This is a genomic window from Paraburkholderia sp. GAS199 (assembly GCF_050436585.1).
GTDB lineage: Bacteria > Pseudomonadota > Gammaproteobacteria > Burkholderiales > Burkholderiaceae > Paraburkholderia.
The window spans coordinates 162,047-183,636 of the sequence record NZ_JBNDMM010000012.1 but is presented as its reverse complement, the minus strand read 5'-3'; the positions used below and the strand labels follow the sequence as shown (position 1 = coordinate 183,636).

Sequence of the window (21,590 nt, the reverse complement as noted above, 5' to 3'; positions counted from 1 at the left end):
CAGTCAGCCCTGTCGCTGCGACGTATCGGGAGTAAAGCGGCAGCCTAGCCGGTAGCGCGAACCCGGATGCACGAAGCGCGCGAACGTCACCGCGACACCGCTGGTCCACGTGCGGCGCATGAGCGTCAGGCACGGCTCTTCGGCGCGAATTTCGAGCAGCTCGGCGTCGGCGAGCGTCGGCAGACCCGCGTCCACCACATGCTCCACGTCGTGCGCCGGCACGATATCGAACAGATATTCCGACGGCCGGATGGCCGCGAAATCCTGCTGCAAAAACTCCGGCGCAATCGCCGGATTGACGTAGCGGTCTTCCAGTTGCACCGGCAGGCCGTTCTCGCGATGTACGCAGATCACATGAAACACCGAGGCGCCCGGCGCCAGTCCCAGCGCATTCGAGACCACCACCGGCGCGGTCTCACGTTGCGCGAGCACGGTGTCGTAGCTGTATTCGTGACCGCGCGAGCGGATTTCGTCGCCGATATGCGCGATCATCAGCAGGGTGGATTGCGGCTTGCTTTGCGCGACGAACGTGCCGACGCCCGAGACGCGCGTGACGAGGCCTTCGTCGGCAAGCTCGCGCAGCGCGCGATTGACCGTCATGCGCGACACGCCGAGCGTATCCACCAGATCGAGTTCCGAGGGCAGACGTTCGCCCGCCTGCCGCGCGCCGGATTCGATGATGCGGCGAATGTGCTGCTTGACCTGTTCGTAGCGGGCGGCCGGGGCCGGCGTCGTCACGCGCGCGGTCTTGATGGCCGCTACGGGGGGCGGCGTGTCGTGGGACTTGCTGCGGACACTGGCGGACATCGGCGGCTCCAGCGCTAGCGTCGATGCGGCGCGGTGGACGGCGCGGCAAGTAGCGCTGCAAGCGGCGCACGATCCGGCAGGAGAGCCGGGAACGCCGGAAGCGCCGAAAGCCTGGCGAGCGCACTCATACCGTGCCGGCTTCGTCGGGACCGCGCGCCCAGAACGCGTTGCGGTCGAAATAGTTTTGCAGGAACTGCCGCAGGCGCGGTTGACCCGCGTCGTGGAAAACCTCTTGCGGTTTGCCCTGCACGGCAATACGTCCCTGGTCGATGAACATCACCTTGTCGGCTACCTGCGCAGCGAAACCCATTTCGTGCGTGACCACGGCCATCGTCATGCCGTCGCGCGCGAGTTGCTTCATCACCTGCAGGACTTCGCCGACCAGTTCGGGGTCGAGCGCCGAGGTGGGTTCGTCGAACAGCATGATGTGCGGTTCCATGGCCAGCGCCCGCGCAATCGCCACGCGCTGTTGCTGGCCGCCCGAGAGTTTCGACGGATACGCGTCGCCCTTGTGCGCGAGGCCCACGGTGTCGAGCATCGCGTTGGCACGGCGGCGCGCTTCGTCGCGCGAAAGATGGCGTACGCGCAACAGAGCTTCCATCACGTTGCCGAGCGCCGTCATGTGCGGCCACAGGTTGAACTGCTGGAACACCATGCCGACGTTGCGCCGCACGCGGTTGATCTCGCTTTGCGCAGCGCGCACGCGTTTGCCGTTGCGCTCGCTATAGCCGAGCAGTTCGCCCTCGATGCGCACGTCGCCTTCATCGTAGGTTTCGAGCGCGGCGAGGCAGCGCAGCAAGGTGCTTTTGCCCGAACCGGATGGACCGATGATGCAGACCACCTCCGAGCGCGCGATAGCGAGGTCCACGCCGCGCAAGACTTCGACTTCGCCGAAGTGCTTGCGCAGGCCGCGCACTTCGATCAGCGGGGCGGATCGGGAAGCGTCGCCCGGCGCGGCGGCGGTGGTGGTGGAAGAGGGCATGTCGGCGATGGCGTTCATAGGGAATGGCAAATGTCCAGGCGGGCCGGGGATCGAGCTATAAACCGGGCCTATCAGTCAGGCCATGAATCAGGCCATAAAGCGCGCGATGCGGGTTTCGGCCCACATTCCGGCGCGCGAGGTCAGTTCGACCAGCGCCAGATAGCACGCGCACAGCACCAGCAATGTTTCGACGAAAGCAAAGGTGGCCGAGCCGATGCCGGTCAGCACGAAGGTCAGTTCGGGCACGGTGACGATCGAGAGCACCGCCGTTTCCTTGCTCAATACGATGATGAGATTGGTCAGCGCCGGCACGATCAGCACCAGCATTTGCGGCACCTGAATGCGCAACACGGCTTGCCAGCGCGTCAGCCCGAGACAGGATGCGGCTTCCAGATGACCCGGCGGCACCGACTGAAAACCCGAGCGGAACGCCTCGGCGAAATACGCGCTGCCGTAGAGACCGAGGCCGAGCACGCCGGCTGTCATCGGTTCCAGCGTGAGTCCGATGGACGGGCCGCCGTAGTACAGCAGAAAGAGTTGCACGAGAAAGGGCGTGCCGCGAAATACCTCGATATAGAAGCGCAAAACGCCGCGAACCCAGCGGCCGCAGAAGAGTTGCAGCACCGCGATCACGAAGCCGATCAGGATGCCGATGGCGACGCCCGCGGCCCACGTGCCGAGCGTCGTCGCGAGGCCGGCGGCGATCGGCTGCAGGTTGTGCGTGATGACGGTCGGATCGAGCTGTTGCATGAGTTCTCGCGCGTCGTGAAGAGTGCGTGGTGACTGGATGAAACGTCAGGCGTGCTGCAACCGGTATTCGGCGGCGTGCGCCACGAGCGCGAGCGCGCCGCAGATCACGAAGTAGATCAGACCCGCCGCAAGATACGCTTCGAGCGGACGATACGTACTTGCCGCGATGTTCTGCGCCGTGCGCGTCAACTCGGCCACGCCCACCACGGAAATCAGCGAGGACGCCTTGATCAGCAGCACCATTTCGTTGACGAGCGAGGGCAGCGTCAGACGGATGGCTTGCGGCACCTGAATGCGCCGCAGCATGTCGAGCGGTGCGAGGCCGAGCATGCGGGCGGCTTCGAGGTGACCCGGCGGAATGCTGAGAAAACCGCCGCGCAGAATTTCGGCGATATACGAAGCGGAACAGAGCGACACGGCGCTGATCGCCGCGACGACCGGGGACACGTTGATGCCGGCAAACGGCAGCAGATAGTAGACCAGCAGCAGCTGCACCAGCATCGGCACGCCGCGAAAGAAGAACACGTAAGCGCCGCCGAATCTACGTGCCGCGGGGCGAGCGGAGAGCCGCGCCGCACACACGCCGATACCCACGAAAAAGCCGATCACGAGACCCGTGAGTGAAATGCCGATGGTGGCGAGCGCCGCATGCAACAGCAGCGGCAGACCCTGGACGAAGACGGTTGTGCTGAACATGAGCGTCGCACTCGCTAGGACGGGAAGAGCACGGAAGCGGCGATGCGCGCCTCACGAAGCGCGCATCGCCGCGTGCATCAGTAATTCGGCGTGGGCATCGAGGTCGGTGCGTCCATGGCGACACCGAACCACTTCTTCTGCAGCGCGGCGAGACGGCCGTCGTTGTGCATCTTCACGAGCGCGGTATTGAAGGCGTCCGCGAGCGGCTTGCTGTCCGCGTCTTTACGCAGACAGTACGCGAAATACACCTTGGCGCCGAACGGCGGCTGCACCACGGCGAAAGTTTCCGGACGCTGTTTGGCGACGTAGGCGATGTTGGTCATCGAATTCGCGACGGCGGCGATGCGGCCGGCGGCGAGATCGGCGTAAGCCTGATTGTTGTCGACGTACTCTCGCACTTCCGGCGCTTTCGGCAGCGTGGCGATGTAGGCCTTCAACTGGTCGAGCTGGGCCGAACCCTTGCCCGCGCCGACCGTCTTGCCGACGATATCCGACGATTGCTTGACCGAGGTATCGTTCGCGCGCTTGAGCAGCGCATCGGTGGCGTCCGCCACCGGCAGCGTGTACGTGTAGCGCTCCATGCGCGCCTTGGTGACCGTCAACGGGCCGCCCACCATGTCGAATTTGCCGGCTTCGAGGCCCGGCAGCACGCTCGGCCACGGCAGGTCGATGAAGCGTACTTTCACGCCCAGTTCCTTGCCGACTTCGGCAAAGAGATCCTTGTTGAAGCCCGCTTGCTGACCGTTTTCGAGGAAGTCGAAAGGCGCGAACTGCATTTCGGTGCCGACCACCAGTTCGCCGGCTTTCTTTACTTTGGCGAGCTGGTCTTCCGCGTGGGCGGTGACGCTTGCGGCGCACAGCGCCAGCATGACCAGACGACACTTCCAGCCTGCAAGGATGCTCATGAGATTCTCCGGTTGGCAAAGCGGTGTCGCGCGAAAGCGGTGGTGCAGCGTTGCCCGGCGCGAGTCATGCGAGGCAGTATATACCGCGTTTTTTGCCCGAAATAAATAAACTCGCGAGTAGAGAAAAGCCCTGATACGAAGGCGCTTCGCGCAACTTGCCGGGACGCTTTTGGCGGTATATACAACGTTGATGCGCGTGTCGGGCGCGATGGCCCGCAACGCTTTTCGCCGGTTGAATTTGTCTGTGGTTAATCAAGGAGTCGTGCGATGTCCGTGTCCCGCATTCCGATCATCGATCTTGCCGGCGTGCGCGCGGGCGACCCGCAGGCGCTCGCGCGCGTAGCGCAGGAAATCCGCGAGGCGTGCACCACGATCGGATTCTTCTACATCGTCAATCATGGCGTGCCGCAAAGCACGATCGACGCAGCCGAACAGGCGGCGCGCCGCTTCTTCGCGTTTCCGGTGGAGACCAAACGCCGCGCCGCGGTGAATCAGCGGCATCGCGGTTTCAACGCGCTCGGCGACGCCACCATGTATCAGGCGAAGCTGCCCGACTACAAGGAGTTCTTCAGCATCGGTCTGGAATTGCCGGAAGACGATCCCGACGTGCTGGCGGGTCAGGCGTTACGCGGACCGAACAACTGGCCCGACTTCATGCCGGAACTGCGGCCCGCGCTCTACGGGTATTACGAAGCGCTCGGCGCGTGCGGCGCCGATCTGCTGCGCGCGGTTGCCGTGAGTCTCGGCGCCGACGAACATTTTTTTGCGCCGCGCTATACCAAGCGGATGCAACGCACGCAGATGGTCTACTATCCGCCGCAGCCCGCGCAATCGGCGGCGGACCAGTTCGGCGTGGCGCCGCACACGGATTACGGCTGCATCACGCTGCTGTGGCAGGATCGCGTGGGCGGCCTGCAGGTGCGCGAGATCGCCAACGACACCTGGGTCGAGGCGCCGCCGGTGGAAGGCAGTTTCGTGGTGAACGTGGGCGATCTGCTGGCGCGCTGGACCAACGACCGTTTCCGCTCCACGCTGCATCGCGTGATCAATGCGTCGGGACGCGAGCGCTATTCGATCGCGACGTTCTATGATCCTACTTACGGCGCGCCGGTCGATCCGCGCGATCTCGGCACCAGCGAGGCCGAACTCAAGTATCCGCCGGTCGCCGCGGGCGACTACATTCTCGGGCGCATCAACGATTCGATGGGCTACCGCAAAAAACACGCAGCACAGGGAACCACTGCATGACAGATCACGACCCGGCCACGCGAGCCGCCACGCTGACCGCCACACTCCAGGCCTTGCGCGACGCACTCGGTGACGACGCCGTGCGCGTCGGCGAACAGATCGGCGAACACGCGATGACCGACTGGACGCGTCACGAGCCGACGCGTCCGGCGGCACTGCTGTTGCCGCGCAGCACTGAAGAGGTGTCGCGCGCGCTTGCCATCTGTCACGCGGCGCATCAGCCGGTGGTGCCGCAGGGCGGCATGACCGGCCTCGCGGGCGGCGCCATTGCGCGCGCCACCGACATCGCGCTGTCGCTGGAGCGGCTCGCCGGCGTGGAAGAAGTCGATACGGCGTCGGCCACGCTCACGGTGCGCGCGGGCACGACCTTGCAGACGGCGCAGGAAGCGGCGGCGGAAGCAGGCTTCGAACTCGCGCTCGATCTCGGCGCGCGCGGCTCGTGTCAGATCGGCGGCAATCTCGCCACCAACGCGGGCGGCAACCGGGTCATCCAGTCGGGCACGGCGCGCGATCAGGTGCTCGGTCTCGAAGTCGTGCTCGCCAACGGCGACGTGCTGACCTCGCTCGGCAAGATGGTCAAGAACAACACGGGCTACGACCTTAAGCACTGGTTCATCGGCTCGGAAGGCACGCTCGGCGTGATTACGCGGGCCGTGCTGCGGCTGCATCCGCAACGCGCGGCACGGCATACCGCGCTGGTCGCGCTCGACGGCTACGACGCCGCCGTCCACCTGCTCAGGCGACTGTCGACGCGCTTTGGCAACGACATCGGCGCGTTCGAAATCATGTGGCCGGACTTCTACGATTTCGGCGTCAAGCTGACGGGCGCGCGTTCGCCTTTCGAGGAACCGCATCCGCTTTATGCGCTGATCGAACACGCGAGCTTCGATTCCGGCGACGACGGCGAGCGTTTCGCCGCCGCGCTCACCGAGGCGCTCGAAGAAAAGGCGTTGCGCGACGCCGTGATCGCGCAGTCGGTGGCTGACGTGCGGGCGCTATGGGCGATCCGCGAATGCACCGCGGAATTTCCGGTCCGGCTCGACGCGATCAACTTCGACGTGAGCCTGCCGATCGGCGAGATCGGCGCGTTCGTCGACCGGTGCCGGGCGGCACTCGATCAGCGCTGGCCGGGCAACGAATCGTATTTCTTCGGCCATATCGGCGACTCGAATCTGCACGTCACGGTAGACGGTCATTCGATCGCCAACGTGGATCATCACGCGGTGTATGCGTTCGTGTACGAGATGCTCGGGCCGTTGCACGGTTCGGTGTCGGCGGAGCACGGCATCGGCCTGCTCAAGCGCGAGTTCCTGCCGATCTCGCGTTCGGCGGCGGAACTGGCTGCCATGCGCGCCATCAAGCAGGCGTTGGACCCGCACGGCATTCTGAATCCCGGCAAGTTATTCTGATCGACCATTCTCGCGCGGCACGTCCACCGTGCTCGCGGTTTCGACCAGGCCGCGCAGTTCGCGCGCGAAACGGATATACAGCCACGAAAGCGCCGTCGCGCTGAGGGTCGACATCAGCACGCTCAGCAACGATTGGCCCGCCACCGTGAGCATGAGCCGTTGAGCCGGTTGCGTGTCGGCGAGCAGCGGATTCGCGGCCACCGCCACGGCCACGCCGATCACCATCGGCGGAATTGTCACGATGCACATGATGCCGGCGATCCACCAGGCGTGGCTCCGGCTATCGCGCCAGGCGGCCTTCAGCGCGAAGCGGCTGCCCAACGCCAGCGCCGAAAACAGCAGGCTGATGCGGGTCGCGAGGAACAGGCCGACGGCGAGCGCGGCGATGACGGCCAGCGGCAATCCGAAGCGCGCCGAAAACAGGAGTTTGCCGGCCAGAATAGCGAGAAGGCCGAGCATCAACGTCACGACGCCGATCAGCAGATAAAGCCCGAAATAGCGCAGCAAGGCCCGGCCTTGCGTGGGGAAGAGCGGCGTTTCGCCTTCGCCCAGCAGCACCATGCGGTGAATCTTGATGGCGAGCAGGGAATTGATGACGACTCGCACCAGGTTCATCGCGCTCAAGGCGGGCGCGGAAGCGGGCATGGTGTCGGCGAGGTTATCCGTCGAGGTCATACCCGGCAGGAGATGAGGCAGGGCGAAGGTGCAGGCCAGCGCCGCCACGTAAAAGATCAGGAAAAACGGCATCCTGGCGAGAATGCTCCACGCGCTTCCCCACGATCTGGCGGCGCATTCGCGAAAACTCATCTGCTGCATGTCGGTCACTTGTGTCGTTGATTTATATGGGCCGCGCTGATTTTATGCGGCTTTGTGACTCGCATGTAAAACTTTGTCCAGCGCCGGGTCCCGTGCCGGATTCGACGCCCGCGTTTTCGCTCAGTGTGCATAGAGATATCGGCCGATCAGCGGATACACGTCCACGTCGGCGTGCTTGCCGAAAATGCAGTCGATGTGTCCGTAGCCCGGAATCAGATGGCGTTCGTAGGGCTGCTCGGGGAAATGCCGCCTCAGCATGTCATACGTGAGTTGCGTGCTTTCCGGCAGATAGGTTTCGTTGCGGTCGCCGTGAATGAAGCCGATCGGCAGGCGCATGCCTTCCAGCCCCTTCATGCCGTTCGCGCCGCTCAGGTACACGTCGGCGCCGCTCGCGTCGACCACCTTGCCGGCGCGCACCATCGCCGACAGGTGCTGGAAGAGGGAAACGTCGTGAATGCCGAGGATTTCCTGCAGATTCGAATGCAGCGTCTCGTTGAGTTTTTCGTGCTCGTACAGGAGGCCGTAGAGAAAAGTGGCGCGGTGGCAGATCGGATTGCCGCAGCCTTCTTCGTGATCGAGCGGATAGAGGCGCAGCGCCTGGTCGAGTACGTTCTGCGGCCATTGTCCTGCCTGCGTGTAGGCGGTCAGATCGTCCACGCCGAGGAACTTCATGATGCCCGGAATGTGCAGGCCGGCCTTGACCCGCTGCAACGTGCCGGGAACCGGATGTGTGGACACCTGCGAAATCACCGCCGAGCGGATGCCTTCCAGTCCGCTGAGCAGCGACATACTCAGGGCGAGGCCACCCATGCAATGACCGAGCGCCTGAATGGCGGGCGCGCCGGTCACTTCGCGTATTTTGGCCACGGCGGCGGGAATGTCTTCGCGCGCCACCTTGTCGACGTTGGTCGGCACCATCACGCTCGGCATTTCGATGCTCACGCGCAGATCGACCAGCCAGACGTCGTAACCGGCGGCGCACAGATATTCCACCAGGTTGGTGGCGATCAGGTCGGTGGAAAAGATCCGGCTCGATACGCCCGAGCCGTGAATCAGCAGCAGCGGACGCGCGGCCTTGTTGGCCGCATCCACGTAACGCGTGAGCCGCAGATGGGTCTTGTCGGGCGTGTCGAAAAAGAACACCTGCGGCGCGGGCGCGCGCAGGGCACGCTTCAGGCGCGGCGCGGCCTTCGGATCGAAAAAATGCAGCGGCGCGGCGACGCCGCCGTATTCGTCGAATAGCACGCCCGCGAAGAACTTGCCGAATTTCAGCGTCCATTCGAGGCGCGTTTTCAGATCGGGCGCGTGGGTGACTTCGAGTGTGCGCTGCTGCTTGAGGAAATTCTCCGGCGTGATGATGAGCGTCGCCTTGCCGATGGCCGGCGCCTCGGCGCCCGGCAACTCGCGAATCTCGGCGTAAAGCGTGTTGGTCTGCTCCCACAGGTTGATCGGCGAACTGCGCGTGATGATCTTCTGTCCGCTCAGATAGTAGGGCTTGCCTTCCACCGAATTGAGCGTCATGTGGTAATTCATGTTGCGCTCGCCCACGTCGGACTGATCGATCACGAACAGGTTGAACGTGCCTTCGGTGATGGTCATGGGTTGCGCGGACAGCGCGGGGCAGGTGAGCGTGCCGGCAGTCTGCGCCAGATGATTCGGATTGCTGAGCAGATCGGCAAGGTCGTCGGATTCGACGGTCAGCGTGAATTGCATCGGGCTCGATACGTCTTTGGCGGCGAGCACCGGCGTGTAGTTGCCGACCATCGTTTCGGTGAAACGCAGGCCGATTTTTTGCGGTGGCGGCGCGGCGGCGCGGCCTGTCGAGTCGTAGTCGATCTGCCAGCCGTGCGACGCCGCGAGCAGTGCGCAATTGCGCTCGGCCAGCGCGGAAATCGTCAGCAGCGGATTGACGCCGAGCGAGATCGGCATCACCGCGCCGTCCATCACATAAAGGCCGTCGTGAACCGCGCTGCCCGCCGTGCCGTTAAATACGCGACCGGCCTGATCGACTACGCCATGCTCCGCGTCTTCCGCCATGCCGCAGCCGCCGAGCGGATGCACGGTCACGATCTGGTTGCCGAGCAGTTTGGTGGAAATCGGATTACGCACGTATTTGCCGCCGAGCGGCTGCGTGGCTTTCTTCAGCGTGTCTTCGACGGTCTGGTAGATCGGCTGCTTGCCGGCGTTTTGCCACGCGATGCGCGGCCGGCCATTGTCGCCGACGCTGATCTCGCCGCTTTCGTCGTCGTGCGCCATCACGAGATAGGCTTGCGTGTGATTCAGCGCGCCGTGATACGGGCCGCGCAGAATGCTGTCGACCACCCGCGCGCCGTAGTCGAGTCTCTCGCCGAACGTGCGCGGACCCGGCACGTCCACGCCTTCGAGCGGCGCGGCGCCGCCCAGCAGGCCGACCATCGCAGCGCCGACCGCGCCCGCGAGCGAGCCTTCTTCGATCACGAAGCCGTCGCGCACGTTCGGGGTGTCGCGATGGTCGATGAGCCCGGTGATGGTCGGCCCCACGGGCGCGATCTCGCCGGCCTCGTGCGCGCCCCAGCCGACTCCGTTGATCACCTGCTCGGTGTTGTACGCGAACGAAAGCACGTCGCCGTTGCCGGTGAAACGCTTGCCGAGCATCGCGGACACACTCAGCCCTGCCTCGCGCGAACGCAGCAGCAGGGCGGTGGAACCGATCGTGCCCGCCGCCACGATGACGATGTCGGCGCTCACGAACAGATCGGGCGCGTCGTAGCTTTCGCGGCCCAGGTGCACGAGTTGATAGTTGATCTGCCACTTTTGCGTAGCTGGATCGCGCTCCACCGAATGGACTGCCGCGCCCGTGAAAATCTGCGCGCCGTGAGCGACCGCGTCGGGCAGATAGTTCATGTGGGTGGAGTTTTTCGCGTCGTAGTTGCAACCGGAGTTGCAATCGCCGCATCCCACGCAGGCTTTCTGGTCCACGCCCGCGGCGTTGGTGCGGTTTTCGAACGTGACGGTGATCGGCGGACGGCAGAAGCGGTTTTCCATGCCGAGCGCCTGCGCCGATTTTTCGAGTGCCTGAAGCTTGGGCAAGGGCGGAAAATCGGCAGGTACCGGTGAAGGCTGCAGCATCGCGCGGGCGCGCTCGTAACCCTGCTTGCGACCCGCCGCGTCGCCGCGCAGGGCGGCCGGCCAGTGCGGGTCGTCCCACAGACGGGGATCGGCTTCGAGCGCCACGTTGGCGTTGATGAGCGAGGTTCCGCCCAGTCCGCAGCCGACCACGGCGTTCACGTCCGGGTTGACGTGCACTTCGAGCAGCGCGAGCGGCGAGCCGATCTGCGCGAGCGCCGTGTTGTACTGCACCTGGGCGGTGCCTTCCAGCGGCGTGCGCGGATACTCGCCGGCCATGAATTCGCGGCCGCGCTCCAGCACGCAGACGCTGCGGCCGGCGCGCGCCATGCGGCTCGCCGCGATTGCACCGCCGTAGCCCGAGCCCACCACCACGACTTCGTAATGCGACTGCACCGCCGTCATGGCGCTGGATAAGCGGTTCATGGACCACCTCGCAAATAATGGGGAGGCCGGGTGTGAGCCCCGGATTGCGGATCAAAGACGGTCTGCGGCTGCGGCTTTTTTATCGTACGCGCTGCGCATTTATAAAAAAAGGCGCATCGTACGAGGCGCGCCGGCAAATGCGGAGGAAAGCGGGTGCGAGCAAATCAGGCTGCCGCCTGGTGCATTTCGCTGTCGCTTGATTCGGCGGCGAGCAGGTTCAGCGCGATCAGAATCGCGGCGCGGTTGTCGAGCGCGATGTCGATGCCGAGCGTCTCGACCAGCCAGCGGCCGATCTTGGTGTTGGAAAAATCGGCGGCGCCGGCCGTCTTTTTCATGGTGACGCCGAGTTTGACGGCGCGATAGTGATACGAGGGCACCCGATGCTGAGCCGCAACCGCCGACAATCCGCCTTTTCCTTCCGAGCACCAGCCGAGGCTGCCGGCCAGCACGATGCGCTCGGGTTCGTCGAGATTCTCGATGAAAGCGCGCGCGGCGGCGCGCACGGCCTGCTCGTCGAGACCGTACTGCATCAGCACGCTTTGCACCGGGTCTTCCAGCGCCTGCGCGTGCAGGTCGATTTCCTGCGCCATGCCTTCGTTTTCCATCGACACGTTGCGCTGGTGACCGGCACTGCGCAGGCAGTCGATCAGATAGCGCCGGAAGTAGGCGCACAGCGCATAACCGTTGGACGGCGCGCTGTCGGCGCAGGCGTTGGTCTCGGTATGGCCGGGCGCGAGGCGCAGCACCTTCGAGTAAATGAACTGTGCCACCAGTTCTTCCTTATCCTCGCCGAGGGCCTGCAATTCGAGCGGGTGATAAGTCCGCAGCGCCCGCTTGACCAGCCCGACCATCGACACCATTTCGTCGCCGGACAAACGGGTGCGCCGGCGCCACAGGTCGGGCAGGATCGCATCGTCGAGATTGCGGACGAACTCGTGGCTCGGAACTGCGCCCATAAAAGCCTCCATAAGGGGTCTGGCAGGATGCGCGGGGCGCTTCGGCCGGAGTCGGGAGCGAAGCGAACGAACGATTAAAACCGCGCTGAACGTGATTCAGTATCGGTTTCGGCGACGCCTTCGCCTATATGGATTAAGTGGTAGCTGATGGGTAAACTGCCGGGTAAACCATCCATGCTTTCTGCATGACCATCCATGCGTTCTGCATGATTTCGGCGCGGTAGCCATGCGCTGCACCAGAATGTCGCGGCAGCCGACAAAGGAGACCGCCACGATGCGGGCCGACCCTATCCAGCGTGCGATCGACGAAGACCTCGTGCGCGTGCTGTACGCGCAGGACCCGATTGCCTTCTTTTCGCACTGGTTTTCGATTGCCGTGCTGGTGGCGATCTACTGGCCGAACATTCCGTCGCCGCATCTGTTCATTGCGTGCTTCGGGTTCTATGCGGCGGCCAATTGCGGCAGCCTGGCGCTGTGGATCTGCAACCGGCGTTATCCGCAACTGGTGTCGCCGCGCGGCTGGATCTATCTGCACGCCTTGCGCGGCGTGCTGCTCTATAGCGCGCCCGGCCTCGCGGTGTGGTTCGCGTTCCAGAGTCCGCATTCGGATTTGCCGCTGCTGCATACGGTGCTGCTGGTCACGCTGGCGGCGGGCGTGTTCATGTCGAACGGTTTCGACCTGCTGAATTTTTCGACCGCGATCCCGTTTCTGCTGTTTCCGTCGATCGTGCTGCATTTCGGCACCCACACGTTCGATCGCACCATTCTTGCGGTGGTGCTCGCGTTCTTTTTTTGCGCGATCAACGTCTATGCGCTGAGCTACCGCAAGCTGTTTCAGCGGGTCGTGCAGGCGCGCGTCGACCAGCAGTACCTGGCGGAATCGCTGGCGGCGCAAAAGCGCGTCGCCGAAGAGGCGAGTCTCGCCAAAACCCGGTTTTTTGCCGCCGCGAGTCATGATCTGCGTCAGCCGTTGCATGCCATCGGCCTGCTCGCGGCCTCGCTCAACGATCCGGCCACCACTGCATCGCAACATGCGAAGACTGCCGAGCACATCGTCTACAACGTCGAGGCGCTGAACCAGCTGTTCAACCAGGTGCTGGACCTGGCGCGCCTCGAAAGCGGCGTGACGCAGGTGATCCGGCTGCACTTCAGGCTGTCCGAACTGTTCGAGCGGATCGGCAGCCAGTACCGGCCGCAGGCCGCCGCCAAGGGGCTCGCGTTGCGCATCGCGCCGACCAGCGTGGTTGTCCACGACGATCCCGTTCTGCTCGAACGCGTGCTGAGCAACCTGGTGTCGAACGCGGTGCGTTATACCGAAGACGGCGCTATCTGGCTCGGCTTCCGGCGCTCGGGCCGACTGTCGGGCGGCTTCGTGGAGGTGCGCGATTCGGGCATCGGTATTCCGGGCGCGGAGCAGCAGCGTATTTTCGAAGAGTTCTATCAGGTGGCGAATCCGCAGCGCGACGCGCGCCAGGGCCACGGTCTCGGCTTGCCGACCGTCAAGCGGCTGGTGACCATGCTCGGCGGCGAACTGAGCTTGCGCTCGGCGCCGGGGCGCGGCTCGGTGTTCCGTTTTCCCGTGCAGGAGGGCGACGCCAGCGGCATCGTGACCAGCCTGAGCGAAAGCGTGACGAGCGGTCCGTCCGCGCAAGGGCAGCGCGTGCTGTGCATCGACGACGAACCGTCGATCCTCGAAGGTCTTGCGAGTCTGCTCGGACGCTGGGGCTGCGAGGTGCGCGGCGCGCGCGACGAGGGCGGTGCGCTGGCCGTGCTGCAGAGCGGTTTCGTCCCGGATGCCGTGCTGTGCGACTACCAGCTCGCCAACCATCGTACGGGGGCGCAGGCGCTCACGGCGGTGCGCAACATGCTGGCGCGTGCCGGACACGAAGGCGTCGTGACCTTGCTGATTACCGGCGACATGGCGTCGACGGAACTGGCGGCGCTGGCCTTGCAGGGCATTCCGGTGCTGCACAAGCCAGTGACGCCGGCACGCTTGCGGCGCACCCTCGACATGCTGTGGCAGCAGGCCGAACTCGACAAGGGACGAGCCGTTGTGGGGCGCGAGGGTCGCGAGGGGCTCGCGGGCGGCGGCCGTCGAGCAGAGCCGGGCGACACTTCGCACGATGCGGCGGGCGAACCGCAGAGCGAGTCGCAGAACTAGGCTGTCACTGAAGAAGTGTTAATGCCGGCGGCGGCGCGTGCTGAGCGTGGCCGCTCTGCGCGGGCTAGCGATCGCAGCCACCGCACCGCGCCACCAGCGCCCCTACAAAGTCTTGCCCGCTTCGAGCCAGCCGTTGATGACCGCGATCGCGGTCGAGCGGTTGTGCACGCCCAGCGCGCGAAAGATCACGGACAGATGCACCTTCACCGTGCCTTCCGCCACACCGAGTTCGCGCGCGATCATCTTGTTGGTCCAGCCGCGATGCACGAGCCGCATGATGTCCTGCTGACGCGGCGAGAGATTTTCCAGCAGATGCTGCTGGTGAGGTTGCAAAGCCTGGATTTGCGCGATGGGTTCCGTGAGCGAAGTGCCGCCCGAGCCTGGCGCGCATGCCGCCGCCTGCGCGACGCTATCCGGTGCGACCGGCGCGCTTTGCGTGTCGCGCGAGCCGAGCAGGCTGAGCGCTTCCATCGGCACGTAGGCGCCGCCCGACAGCACCAGTTCGATGGCCTTGAGCATGACGCTGGCCGGCTGGCGCTTCGGGACGAAGCCGAGCGCGCCGGCCGCCAGGACCGCGCGCATTTCGTCAGGCGATTCTTCCGCGGACAGCACGACCACCGGCAGCGCGGGATTGGCCTTCAACAGTACTTCGAGCGAGGACGCGCCGCTCATGCCCGGCATGTGCAGATCGACGATGGCGAGATCGTGATCCGCGTCGGGGCGCGCGGCGGCGGCGAGGGTTTCCCAACTGTCGGCTTCGTCGAACTGGGCGTCGGGATCGAGGCCCCGCAGCAAGCCTTTGACGCCTTGCCGGATCAGTTCATGGTCGTCGGCCACAAGAAACTTCATGATGTCTCCGCGAGTCGGGCGTGCGTAGGGTGGACTACCGCCGCTGTGCTGCTTCTTTTACTTTTGATCATGCCTGCTACCCCGCGATCCTTCGACCGTTGGCGGCGCGCCTCGCGGCTCGCCGCCTGTCTGACCCATCTGCCGTGTACATCGATCGCCGGTTTTCCGATTCATCGGACTTACGACTAAGGCAGGTCTCCTGCGCGTAGGTTCCGGCTTGCTACGTAGACGAGCCGGATTCGCCGTTTTTTCAAGGCCGCCGCGCAGGTCTGTGAAGCTTATGCGCGCCGGGTGACTTCATGCTTCCGGCGATGCTACCTGACTGCAAATAACGTCGCATTCATCAGAAGCTTGAACGCGAAACCGAGCGACATGGCCGACGCCACGCCGAAGCACCACAGCGCGATGAACCAGAGCCAGCCGGGCAGCTTGCGGCCGGCGGGTTTGTCCGGTTTGCCGGACGCGGAGTCAATGATAATGATGTTGGTCGCCATGTCGCACCTTGCCGCGAAAAACCCAATAACCCATGGTCGTATAAGCGATGATGATGGGCAGGATCACCAGCGCGCCGACCAGCGTGAACATCTGGCTCGAGCGCGGCGCGGCGGCTTCCCACAGCGTCATGCTCGAAGGAATCGCATACGGCCACAGGCTCACCAGCAGCCCGAGGTAGCCGAGCAGCACCAGCAGCAGCGCCAGCACGAAGGGCGTGTTGTGATGCCGCTCGCGCACCGCGCGGCGCATGAAGAAGGCACAGATCGCGACGAGGAACGGCACCGGCAGCAGACGGTAGAAGATGCCGTCGTGGAACCAGCGTTGCGCGATGTTCGGGTCCTGCAGCGGCGTCCACAAACTGACCATGGCGACGAACGCGAGCAGCACGATCGTGAGCGGCCAGATCACGCGATGCAACCGGCGCTGCAGATCGCCTTCGGTCTTCGCCACCAGCCAGCCGCAGCCGAGCAGCGCATACGTCACCACCAGCCCGAGGCCGGTCAGCAGACTGAAGGGCGTGAGCCAGCCGAAGGCGTCGCCGGCATAGCCGCCGTTGCCGCCGTCGAGCACGGGAATGCCTTGCAGGAATGCGCCGAGCGCGATGCCCTGAAAGAACGTGGCGCCCGCCGAGCCGCCGATGAACGCCAGGTCCCACATGTGTTTGGTGCGATTGGCCTTGGCGCGAATCTCGAATGACACGCCGCGGAAGATCAGACACACCTGCATGAAGACGAGCGGCAGATACAGCGCGGAGAGCACCGTCGAATAGACGGCGGGGAACACCGCGAACAGCGCGGCGCCGCCGAGCACCAGCCAGGTTTCGTTGCCGTCCCAGACCGGTGCGACGGTGTTCATCATCAGGTCGCGCTCTTTTTCATCGGGGAAGAACGGGAAAAGGATGCCGATGCCCAGATCGAAGCCGTCCAGCACCACGTACATGAAAAGGCCTAGCGCGATGATCGCGGCCCACACAACGGTTACGTCCATGTCGATTCTCGTCGGTGACGTTAAGCGGCGTCGATCAGCTGATCGGCGGCGGAGAGCGGGCGGCGCGCGGTCTGCTGCGGCGTGCTGCCTGGTGTGTGGTGCGGCGTGTGGTGCGGTGTGTTGCCCGGCAGCGCCGGACCCGCGCGCATCAGCTTGAGCATGTAGTAGATGCCGGTGCCGAACACGAGGAAGTAGACGACCACGAAGGCCATCAGCGAAATGCCGACCTGTTGCGTGCTGAGCGGCGAGACGGCCTGCGAGGTGCGCATGACGCCGTACACCACCCACGGCTGACGGCCCGCTTCGGTGGTGACCCAGCCGGCCAGCAGGGTGACGAAGCCGCTCGGTCCCATGACCACCGCCAGCCGCTGGAACCATGTCGATTCGAACAGCCGCCCGCGCCGGCGCAATATCGCGGCCGCCACGGACATGAGGATCATCAGCACGCCGAGACCCGCCATGATGCGAAAACTCCAGAACACGACCGTCGAATTCGGCCGGTCTTGCGGCGGGAATTCCTTCAGACCGCGAATCTCGCCGTCCCAGCTATGCGTGAGGATCAGGCTGCCCAGATGCGGAATCGACACCGCGTAGCGCGTGGTTTCCGCCTGCATGTCGGGAATGCCGAACAGATTGAGCGCGGTGCCGCCTTTTTCCGTGTCCCACAGACCTTCGATTGCGGCGATCTTGGCCGGTTGATATTCGCGCGTATTCAGCCCGTGCTGGTCGCCGACGAACGCCTGAACCGGCGTGAGGATCAGCAGCAGCCAGAGCGCCATCGAGAACATTTTCCGGACCGCCGGATCGCGCCGTCCGCGCAACAGATGCCACGCAGCCACCGCCGACACCACCAGCCCGGCGACGATGAAGGCGGCAAGCGCCATGTGTGCAAGGCGATAAGGAAACGACGGATTGAAAATGATCTTGAACCAGTCGAGCGGCACGACGTGACCGTCCACCACTTCGAAGCCTTGCGGCGTTTGCATCCAGCTATTGGACGCGAGAATCCAGAAGGTGGAGATGAGCGTGCCGATCGCCACCATCAGCGTGGCGCCGAAGTGCGCGCGCGGACTCATGCGCTGCCAGCCGAACAGCATGATGCCGAGGAAGCCGGCTTCGAGAAAGAACGCCGTCATGACTTCGTACATGAGCAGCGGTCCGGTGATGGGTCCGGCGAAGCTCGAAAAGCCCGACCAGTTGGTGCCGAACTGATAGCTCATCACCACGCCGGAGACCACGCCCATTCCGAAGGCCACTGCGAAGATCTTCGACCAGAACAGGCAAAGATCTTTGTAGTACGCCTTGCCGGTTTGCAGCCAGCGCCATTCGAGGACGGCGATAAAACTGGCGAGGCCAATGCTCAGGGCGGGAAAAACGATGTGAAACGAAACGGTGAACGCAAACTGGATGCGTGCGAGATCGAATGCCGAAATTGCGGGGTTCATGTTCGTGGCGTGCTGTGAGTGCGTCGTGCCCGAAGGCGGACTACGCGCGTCGACCGTTGTCGGTGCGCACTGCGTCGTGCAGATGGCGCCAGAGTAGGGGATGGTCGATTTTTTTGCTGCGCCGCGACGTGCGTCAAAAAACCACGTTGTTTTACGCTCGCTTTCCTTTTTGAGACAGCAAAGCCTTGATGGATATCAAGTTTTCCTGATTAGCTGAATGGACTCCGCCGACGCGCGCGACGCCTGGCTGCGTCAATAGACCGCGCTGCAACACGTTTTCGCGACGCCAGCGCCGGCGCGCGTTTCGCGTCGCACGCGTTAAAGCATCGGTTAAGCGATCGAGATGAACAGTTGCTTGCCACAGGCTGCTGCATAACGGCGCAGCGTGTCGACGGACGGCGAATGCTGCCCCGATGCGAGCGCCCGTTCGAGGCGCGTAATGGCGGGTGCCTTGGTACCCATGCGTTCGGCCACCTGCGCCTGGGTGAGTCCGGCTTCGCGGCGCGCCGCGAGCATCTGGTCGAGCAGGGCGAATTCTTCGCGATTCAGGCGCTCGAATTCGGCGCGTACTTCCGGGTCGTTCAGCGCGCGTTCGCGCATTGCCTTATAAGTTGCCATTCCTGATCTCCAGCAATCTCTTGCGCGCAGTGTCGAGTTCATTGCGCGGTGTTTGTTGCGACTTCTTCACGAAGCTGTGAAGCATGACGATCTTCCGTTCCACGATGGCGCAGTAGAAGACCCGGGCGATGCCTTCGGCGCCTTTGAGGCGCATTTCGAAGAGGCCGCCGCCCATGTGTGCCGTGTGCGGTTCGCCGAGATTCGGCCCGTATTCCTCCATGCGATCGGCCAGTGCAATGAAACGCGCCAGCAGGGTTTTCGGCAACGACGCGACGTTCACTTTGACGCGTTCGTTGTAGAACTCGATAGTAAATGACATCTGAATCCATAATAACAAATATGTTAGTTTCAAGCAAGCGATCTAGCTGCTGGTGTGGGGCGGCATTCTTCAGGAATGCCGACTCATCGCCGCGTTGCAACAGGTCTTGAGTCGAACGAAAAAATGGTGCGAGACGGCTCGCCGATAGCCATGGCCGCGTCGCGAAACAGGTCGACGGCATGCCGCGATGCCGTCGATAACGGACAACAGAAAGACAGCGCCGACACCGGATCCACGATAGCGCGGCGCGCGTTAGACGGGCATCGGCCGGATGGCTAGCCAATCGGCCGGTTTGCTTTTACGATGCGAACAGTCTGGTCGGGTCCGGCAGCCGGTACGGCTCGCCCAAAGTGTGAGACGCCCGCTTGTCGTCAGGCCGTCCCGACGTCTTCATCGTTATCTTTCATCGTTGTCGTTCACCATTCGTCGCGAATAATCATCTGGCGATCGCGCGCACCGTTCCGTTCGCGTGCGAGTCCGTCATCAATACGTGTTGCTTACCGTGTCATGCTCCAGGCGGCGTGCCGTTACGCTCGCCGCCCGGCGATGGCACGCATCGTCCCCCTGCCGGCAACGGCAGACTTCAATCCCAAGGAGTCAGCAGATGAGCACGATCACCACGAAGGACGGTACGGAGATTTTCTATAAAGACTGGGGCAGCGGCCGTCCGGTCGTGTTCTCGCACGGCTGGCCGCTCAGCGCCGACGCGTGGGACGCGCAAATGCTTTTTCTCGGCAGCAAGGGCTTTCGTGTCATCGCGCACGATCGTCGCGGCCACGGTCGCTCGGCGCAGACGTGGGACGGCAACGACATGGATACCTACGCCGACGACCTCGCCGCGCTGATCGAACATCTCGATCTGAAAGATGCGACGCTGGTGGGGCATTCCACGGGCGGCGGCGAAGTGGCGCACTACATCGGCCGGCATGGTTCCAAACGGGTGGCGAAGGCCGTGCTGATCGGCGCGGTGCCGCCGTTGATGCTGAAGACCGAGGCGAATCCGAACGGCACGCCGATCGACGTGTTCGACGGCATCCGCAAAGGCGTGGTCGACGACCGTTCGCAGTTCTTCAAGGATCTCGCCGTGCCGTTCTACGGCTACAACCGCCCGAACGCGAAAAAGTCGCAAGGCGTGATCGATTCGTTCTGGGCGCAGGGCATGGCGGGCTCGATCAAGGGTCTCTATGACTGCGTCAAGCAGTTCTCGGAAGTCGACTACACGGAAGACCTGAAGAAGATCGACGTGCCCACGCTCGTGCTCCACGGCGACGACGATCAGATCGTGCCGATCGACGCAGCCGGTCGCCTGACCGCGAAAATCGTCAGCAACGCCACGCTCAAGGTGTATCCCGGCGGCCAGCACGGCATGTGCACGGTCGAGGCGGACAAGGTGAACGCCGATCTGCTGGAGTTCATCGGTTCGTGATCGGGCCTTGATGTCGAGGAAGCGAGGCCGGCGGCGCCCGATGCCGCCGGCCGGCAATTGCAACAACGGAACGCAGGGCGGGGCGCGTCGACAAAAACCGGTCAATTAAAAACGCAAGTTGTTGTACGACATCACATAAAAACTCGCTTCGCAAATCCTTGTTTATAAAGACATGGCGCGCCTGTCGATCGTTGGAATACGGGTAAATGCCTAGTTGAAAATCAGCTTTGCATAGTCGATAGTACGTTATCGTACAACGTACCGGATTCATCATCCGACGCCGCTTCGGCCCAACGGCCGGTCCCGCTCATGGCGAGGCAATCCGCGGCGCAGTCAAGGAACCTTATGAAGAAGATTGCCCTGAGTGGAGCCGGCGGTCAGCTCGGCTCGGTCGTGCGTCGCGCGCTCGTCGCGCGCGGTGTCGCGTTGCGTTCGGCCGCGGGTTCGAAAGCCCTCACGCCGCTGGTCGATGGCGAAGACGTGATGCACGGCGATCTGCGCGATCCGGCGGTGGTCGACCGGCTGCTCGAAGGCGTCGACGTGCTGATCCATTTTGCGGGGACGAGTGTCGAGCGTCCGTTGCCCGAAATCATCGAAAACAATCTGCGCGGACTCGTGGAAGTCTACGAAGGGGCGCGCCGGCACGGCGTGAAGCGCATCGTGTTCGCGAGTTCGAACCACGCGATCGGCATGTATCCGGTCACCGAGCGTCTCGAACTGGATTGCGAACTGCGCCCGGACGGTTTTTACGGTCTGAGCAAGGTGTGGGGCGAGTCGCTCGCGCGCATGTACTGGGACAAGCACGGCATCGAAAGCGTCTGCGTGCGGATCGGCAGTTGTCTCGAACGGCCTACCGAGCCGCGTCACCTGAGCACCTGGTTCGGTCATCAGGATCTGATGCACTTTCTCGACCGCTGCTTCGACGCGCAGGACATCGGTTTCCTGACGGTATGGGGCGTGTCGGCCAATACGCGCAGCTGGTGGGACAACAGCGGCGCCGAGCGTCTGGGCTATGTGCCGACGCAGAACGCCGAAGACTTCGCCGGGGAGATTCTCGCGGGTCCCAATCCGCTCGACGCGCTCGGTCAGCGCTTCCAGGGCGGCGGCTTCGTGGGCATCGACTATTCGCGCGACCGCGAAACCGGCGCGGCAATCAAACCATCGCGCCCGGCCTGAGCGGTCAGAGCATT

Annotated in this window: 19 protein-coding genes; 5 read left to right on the top strand and 14 right to left on the bottom strand. The window is 63.9% G+C overall.

The window, feature by feature from the left end; all coding sequences use genetic code 11:
* Positions 1-3: 3 nt before the first annotated feature.
* The 5 genes from hutC to P3T18_RS34195 form a co-directional block, all read right to left on the bottom strand.
* Entirely contained in the window at positions 4-807 is an 804-nt protein-coding gene (hutC, locus tag P3T18_RS34215; RefSeq protein ID WP_429304406.1) for a histidine utilization repressor, read from the bottom strand.
* Between the two features lie 124 nt (positions 808-931).
* Entirely contained in the window at positions 932-1,807 is an 876-nt protein-coding gene (locus P3T18_RS34210) for an amino acid ABC transporter ATP-binding protein (RefSeq protein ID WP_429304405.1), read from the bottom strand.
* Between the two features lie 69 nt (positions 1,808-1,876).
* On the bottom strand, positions 1,877-2,539 hold the full coding sequence (locus P3T18_RS34205) for an amino acid ABC transporter permease (protein ID WP_429304404.1): 663 nt from the start codon (positions 2,537-2,539) through the stop codon (positions 1,877-1,879).
* 45 nt (positions 2,540-2,584) lie between these two features.
* Positions 2,585-3,235, bottom strand: coding sequence for an amino acid ABC transporter permease (locus tag P3T18_RS34200; protein ID WP_429304403.1), 651 nt, complete (start codon positions 3,233-3,235; stop codon positions 2,585-2,587).
* Positions 3,236-3,312: 77 nt separating this feature from the next.
* A complete protein-coding gene (locus P3T18_RS34195) occupies positions 3,313-4,140 on the bottom strand; it encodes a transporter substrate-binding domain-containing protein (protein WP_429304402.1) in 828 nt (275 codons plus the stop codon).
* 267 nt (positions 4,141-4,407) lie between these two features.
* On the opposite strand from P3T18_RS34195, the gene P3T18_RS34190 reads away from it, so the two are divergent.
* Together P3T18_RS34190 and P3T18_RS34185 are read left to right on the top strand one after the other, a co-directional pair.
* Positions 4,408-5,388 carry an isopenicillin N synthase family dioxygenase gene (locus P3T18_RS34190; RefSeq protein ID WP_429304401.1) on the top strand — a complete coding sequence of 327 codons (981 nt, stop codon included), beginning with the start codon at positions 4,408-4,410 and terminating at the stop codon, positions 5,386-5,388.
* A complete protein-coding gene (locus tag P3T18_RS34185; RefSeq protein WP_429304400.1) occupies positions 5,385-6,797 on the top strand; it encodes an FAD-binding oxidoreductase in 1,413 nt (470 codons plus the stop codon). The genes P3T18_RS34190 and P3T18_RS34185 overlap by 4 nt, the downstream gene beginning before the upstream one ends.
* Here P3T18_RS34185 and P3T18_RS34180 read toward each other — a convergent pair.
* From P3T18_RS34180 to P3T18_RS34170, 3 genes are all read right to left on the bottom strand, one after another.
* On the bottom strand, positions 6,789-7,604 hold the full coding sequence (locus P3T18_RS34180; protein WP_429304399.1) for a hypothetical protein: 816 nt from the start codon (positions 7,602-7,604) through the stop codon (positions 6,789-6,791). The two genes, P3T18_RS34185 and P3T18_RS34180, sit on opposite strands and share 9 nt — an antisense overlap.
* A gap of 129 nt (positions 7,605-7,733) precedes the next feature.
* Positions 7,734-11,144 (bottom strand): alpha/beta fold hydrolase, encoded by a 3,411-nt coding sequence (locus tag P3T18_RS34175; protein WP_429304398.1) that lies wholly within the window; start codon positions 11,142-11,144, stop codon positions 7,734-7,736.
* 164 nt (positions 11,145-11,308) lie between these two features.
* Positions 11,309-12,100, bottom strand: coding sequence for a hypothetical protein (locus tag P3T18_RS34170; RefSeq protein ID WP_429304397.1), 792 nt, complete (start codon positions 12,098-12,100; stop codon positions 11,309-11,311).
* Between the two features lie 274 nt (positions 12,101-12,374).
* On the opposite strand from P3T18_RS34170, the gene P3T18_RS34165 reads away from it, so the two are divergent.
* Positions 12,375-14,261, top strand: coding sequence for an ATP-binding response regulator (locus tag P3T18_RS34165; protein ID WP_429304396.1), 1,887 nt, complete (start codon positions 12,375-12,377; stop codon positions 14,259-14,261).
* Between the two features lie 102 nt (positions 14,262-14,363).
* On the opposite strand, the gene P3T18_RS34160 is transcribed toward P3T18_RS34165, so the two are convergent.
* The 6 genes from P3T18_RS34160 to P3T18_RS34135 all read right to left on the bottom strand — a co-directional run bounded on the left by P3T18_RS34160 (position 14,364) and on the right by P3T18_RS34135 (position 18,974).
* Positions 14,364-15,110, bottom strand: coding sequence for a response regulator transcription factor (locus P3T18_RS34160; protein ID WP_429304395.1), 747 nt, complete (start codon positions 15,108-15,110; stop codon positions 14,364-14,366).
* Positions 15,111-15,424: 314 nt separating this feature from the next.
* Positions 15,425-15,604, bottom strand: a complete 180-nt coding sequence (locus P3T18_RS34155) for a hypothetical protein (protein ID WP_429304394.1) — start codon at positions 15,602-15,604, stop codon at positions 15,425-15,427.
* Positions 15,579-16,592, bottom strand: a complete 1,014-nt coding sequence (cydB, locus tag P3T18_RS34150) for a cytochrome d ubiquinol oxidase subunit II (RefSeq protein WP_429304393.1) — start codon at positions 16,590-16,592, stop codon at positions 15,579-15,581. The genes P3T18_RS34155 and cydB overlap by 26 nt, the downstream gene beginning before the upstream one ends.
* 20 nt (positions 16,593-16,612) lie before the next feature.
* Positions 16,613-18,037 (bottom strand): cytochrome ubiquinol oxidase subunit I, encoded by a 1,425-nt coding sequence (locus P3T18_RS34145; protein WP_429304392.1) that lies wholly within the window; start codon positions 18,035-18,037, stop codon positions 16,613-16,615.
* A 330-nt stretch (positions 18,038-18,367) separates the two neighbouring features.
* The gene (locus P3T18_RS34140) at positions 18,368-18,655 is read right to left on the bottom strand and encodes a helix-turn-helix domain-containing protein (RefSeq protein WP_429304391.1); all 288 of its coding nucleotides are present in this window, start codon (positions 18,653-18,655) and stop codon (positions 18,368-18,370) included.
* A complete protein-coding gene (locus tag P3T18_RS34135; protein ID WP_429304456.1) occupies positions 18,642-18,974 on the bottom strand; it encodes a type II toxin-antitoxin system RelE/ParE family toxin in 333 nt (110 codons plus the stop codon). The genes P3T18_RS34140 and P3T18_RS34135 overlap by 14 nt, the downstream gene beginning before the upstream one ends.
* Before the next feature lie 604 nt (positions 18,975-19,578).
* Here P3T18_RS34135 and P3T18_RS34130 point away from each other — a divergent pair.
* Together P3T18_RS34130 and P3T18_RS34125 are read left to right on the top strand one after the other, a co-directional pair.
* Positions 19,579-20,400: an alpha/beta fold hydrolase gene (locus tag P3T18_RS34130; RefSeq protein WP_429304390.1), complete on the top strand. Its 822-nt coding sequence runs from the start codon at positions 19,579-19,581 to the stop codon at positions 20,398-20,400.
* A gap of 345 nt (positions 20,401-20,745) precedes the next feature.
* Positions 20,746-21,576, top strand: coding sequence for an NAD-dependent epimerase/dehydratase family protein (locus P3T18_RS34125; RefSeq protein WP_429304389.1), 831 nt, complete (start codon positions 20,746-20,748; stop codon positions 21,574-21,576).
* Positions 21,577-21,590: the final 14 nt, after the last annotated feature.

Bases quoted from the DNA above. Each gene is read 5' to 3' on its own strand.
- P3T18_RS34160 (WP_429304395.1), bottom strand. From the start codon at position 15,110: ATGAAGTTTCTTGTGGCCGACGACCATGAACTGATCCGGCAAGGCGTC.
- P3T18_RS34175 (WP_429304398.1), bottom strand. From the start codon at position 11,144: ATGAACCGCTTATCCAGCGCCATGACGGCGGTGCAGTCGCATTACGAA.
- cydB (WP_429304393.1), bottom strand. From the start codon at position 16,592: ATGGACGTAACCGTTGTGTGGGCCGCGATCATCGCGCTAGGCCTTTTC.
- P3T18_RS34180 (WP_429304399.1), bottom strand. From the start codon at position 7,604: ATGAGTTTTCGCGAATGCGCCGCCAGATCGTGGGGAAGCGCGTGGAGC.
- P3T18_RS34185 (WP_429304400.1), top strand. From the start codon at position 5,385: ATGACAGATCACGACCCGGCCACGCGAGCCGCCACGCTGACCGCCACA.
- P3T18_RS34140 (WP_429304391.1), bottom strand. From the start codon at position 18,655: ATGGCAACTTATAAGGCAATGCGCGAACGCGCGCTGAACGACCCGGAA.
- P3T18_RS34145 (WP_429304392.1), bottom strand. From the start codon at position 18,037: ATGAACCCCGCAATTTCGGCATTCGATCTCGCACGCATCCAGTTTGCG.
- hutC (WP_429304406.1), bottom strand. From the start codon at position 807: ATGTCCGCCAGTGTCCGCAGCAAGTCCCACGACACGCCGCCCCCCGTA.
- P3T18_RS34205 (WP_429304404.1), bottom strand. From the start codon at position 2,539: ATGCAACAGCTCGATCCGACCGTCATCACGCACAACCTGCAGCCGATC.
- P3T18_RS34130 (WP_429304390.1), top strand. From the start codon at position 19,579: ATGAGCACGATCACCACGAAGGACGGTACGGAGATTTTCTATAAAGAC.
- P3T18_RS34195 (WP_429304402.1), bottom strand. From the start codon at position 4,140: ATGAGCATCCTTGCAGGCTGGAAGTGTCGTCTGGTCATGCTGGCGCTG.
- P3T18_RS34135 (WP_429304456.1), bottom strand. From the start codon at position 18,974: ATGTCATTTACTATCGAGTTCTACAACGAACGCGTCAAAGTGAACGTC.
- P3T18_RS34200 (WP_429304403.1), bottom strand. From the start codon at position 3,235: ATGTTCAGCACAACCGTCTTCGTCCAGGGTCTGCCGCTGCTGTTGCAT.
- P3T18_RS34125 (WP_429304389.1), top strand. From the start codon at position 20,746: ATGAAGAAGATTGCCCTGAGTGGAGCCGGCGGTCAGCTCGGCTCGGTC.
- P3T18_RS34155 (WP_429304394.1), bottom strand. From the start codon at position 15,604: ATGGCGACCAACATCATTATCATTGACTCCGCGTCCGGCAAACCGGAC.
- P3T18_RS34190 (WP_429304401.1), top strand. From the start codon at position 4,408: ATGTCCGTGTCCCGCATTCCGATCATCGATCTTGCCGGCGTGCGCGCG.
- P3T18_RS34170 (WP_429304397.1), bottom strand. From the start codon at position 12,100: ATGGGCGCAGTTCCGAGCCACGAGTTCGTCCGCAATCTCGACGATGCG.
- P3T18_RS34165 (WP_429304396.1), top strand. From the start codon at position 12,375: ATGCGGGCCGACCCTATCCAGCGTGCGATCGACGAAGACCTCGTGCGC.
- P3T18_RS34210 (WP_429304405.1), bottom strand. From the start codon at position 1,807: ATGAACGCCATCGCCGACATGCCCTCTTCCACCACCACCGCCGCCGCG.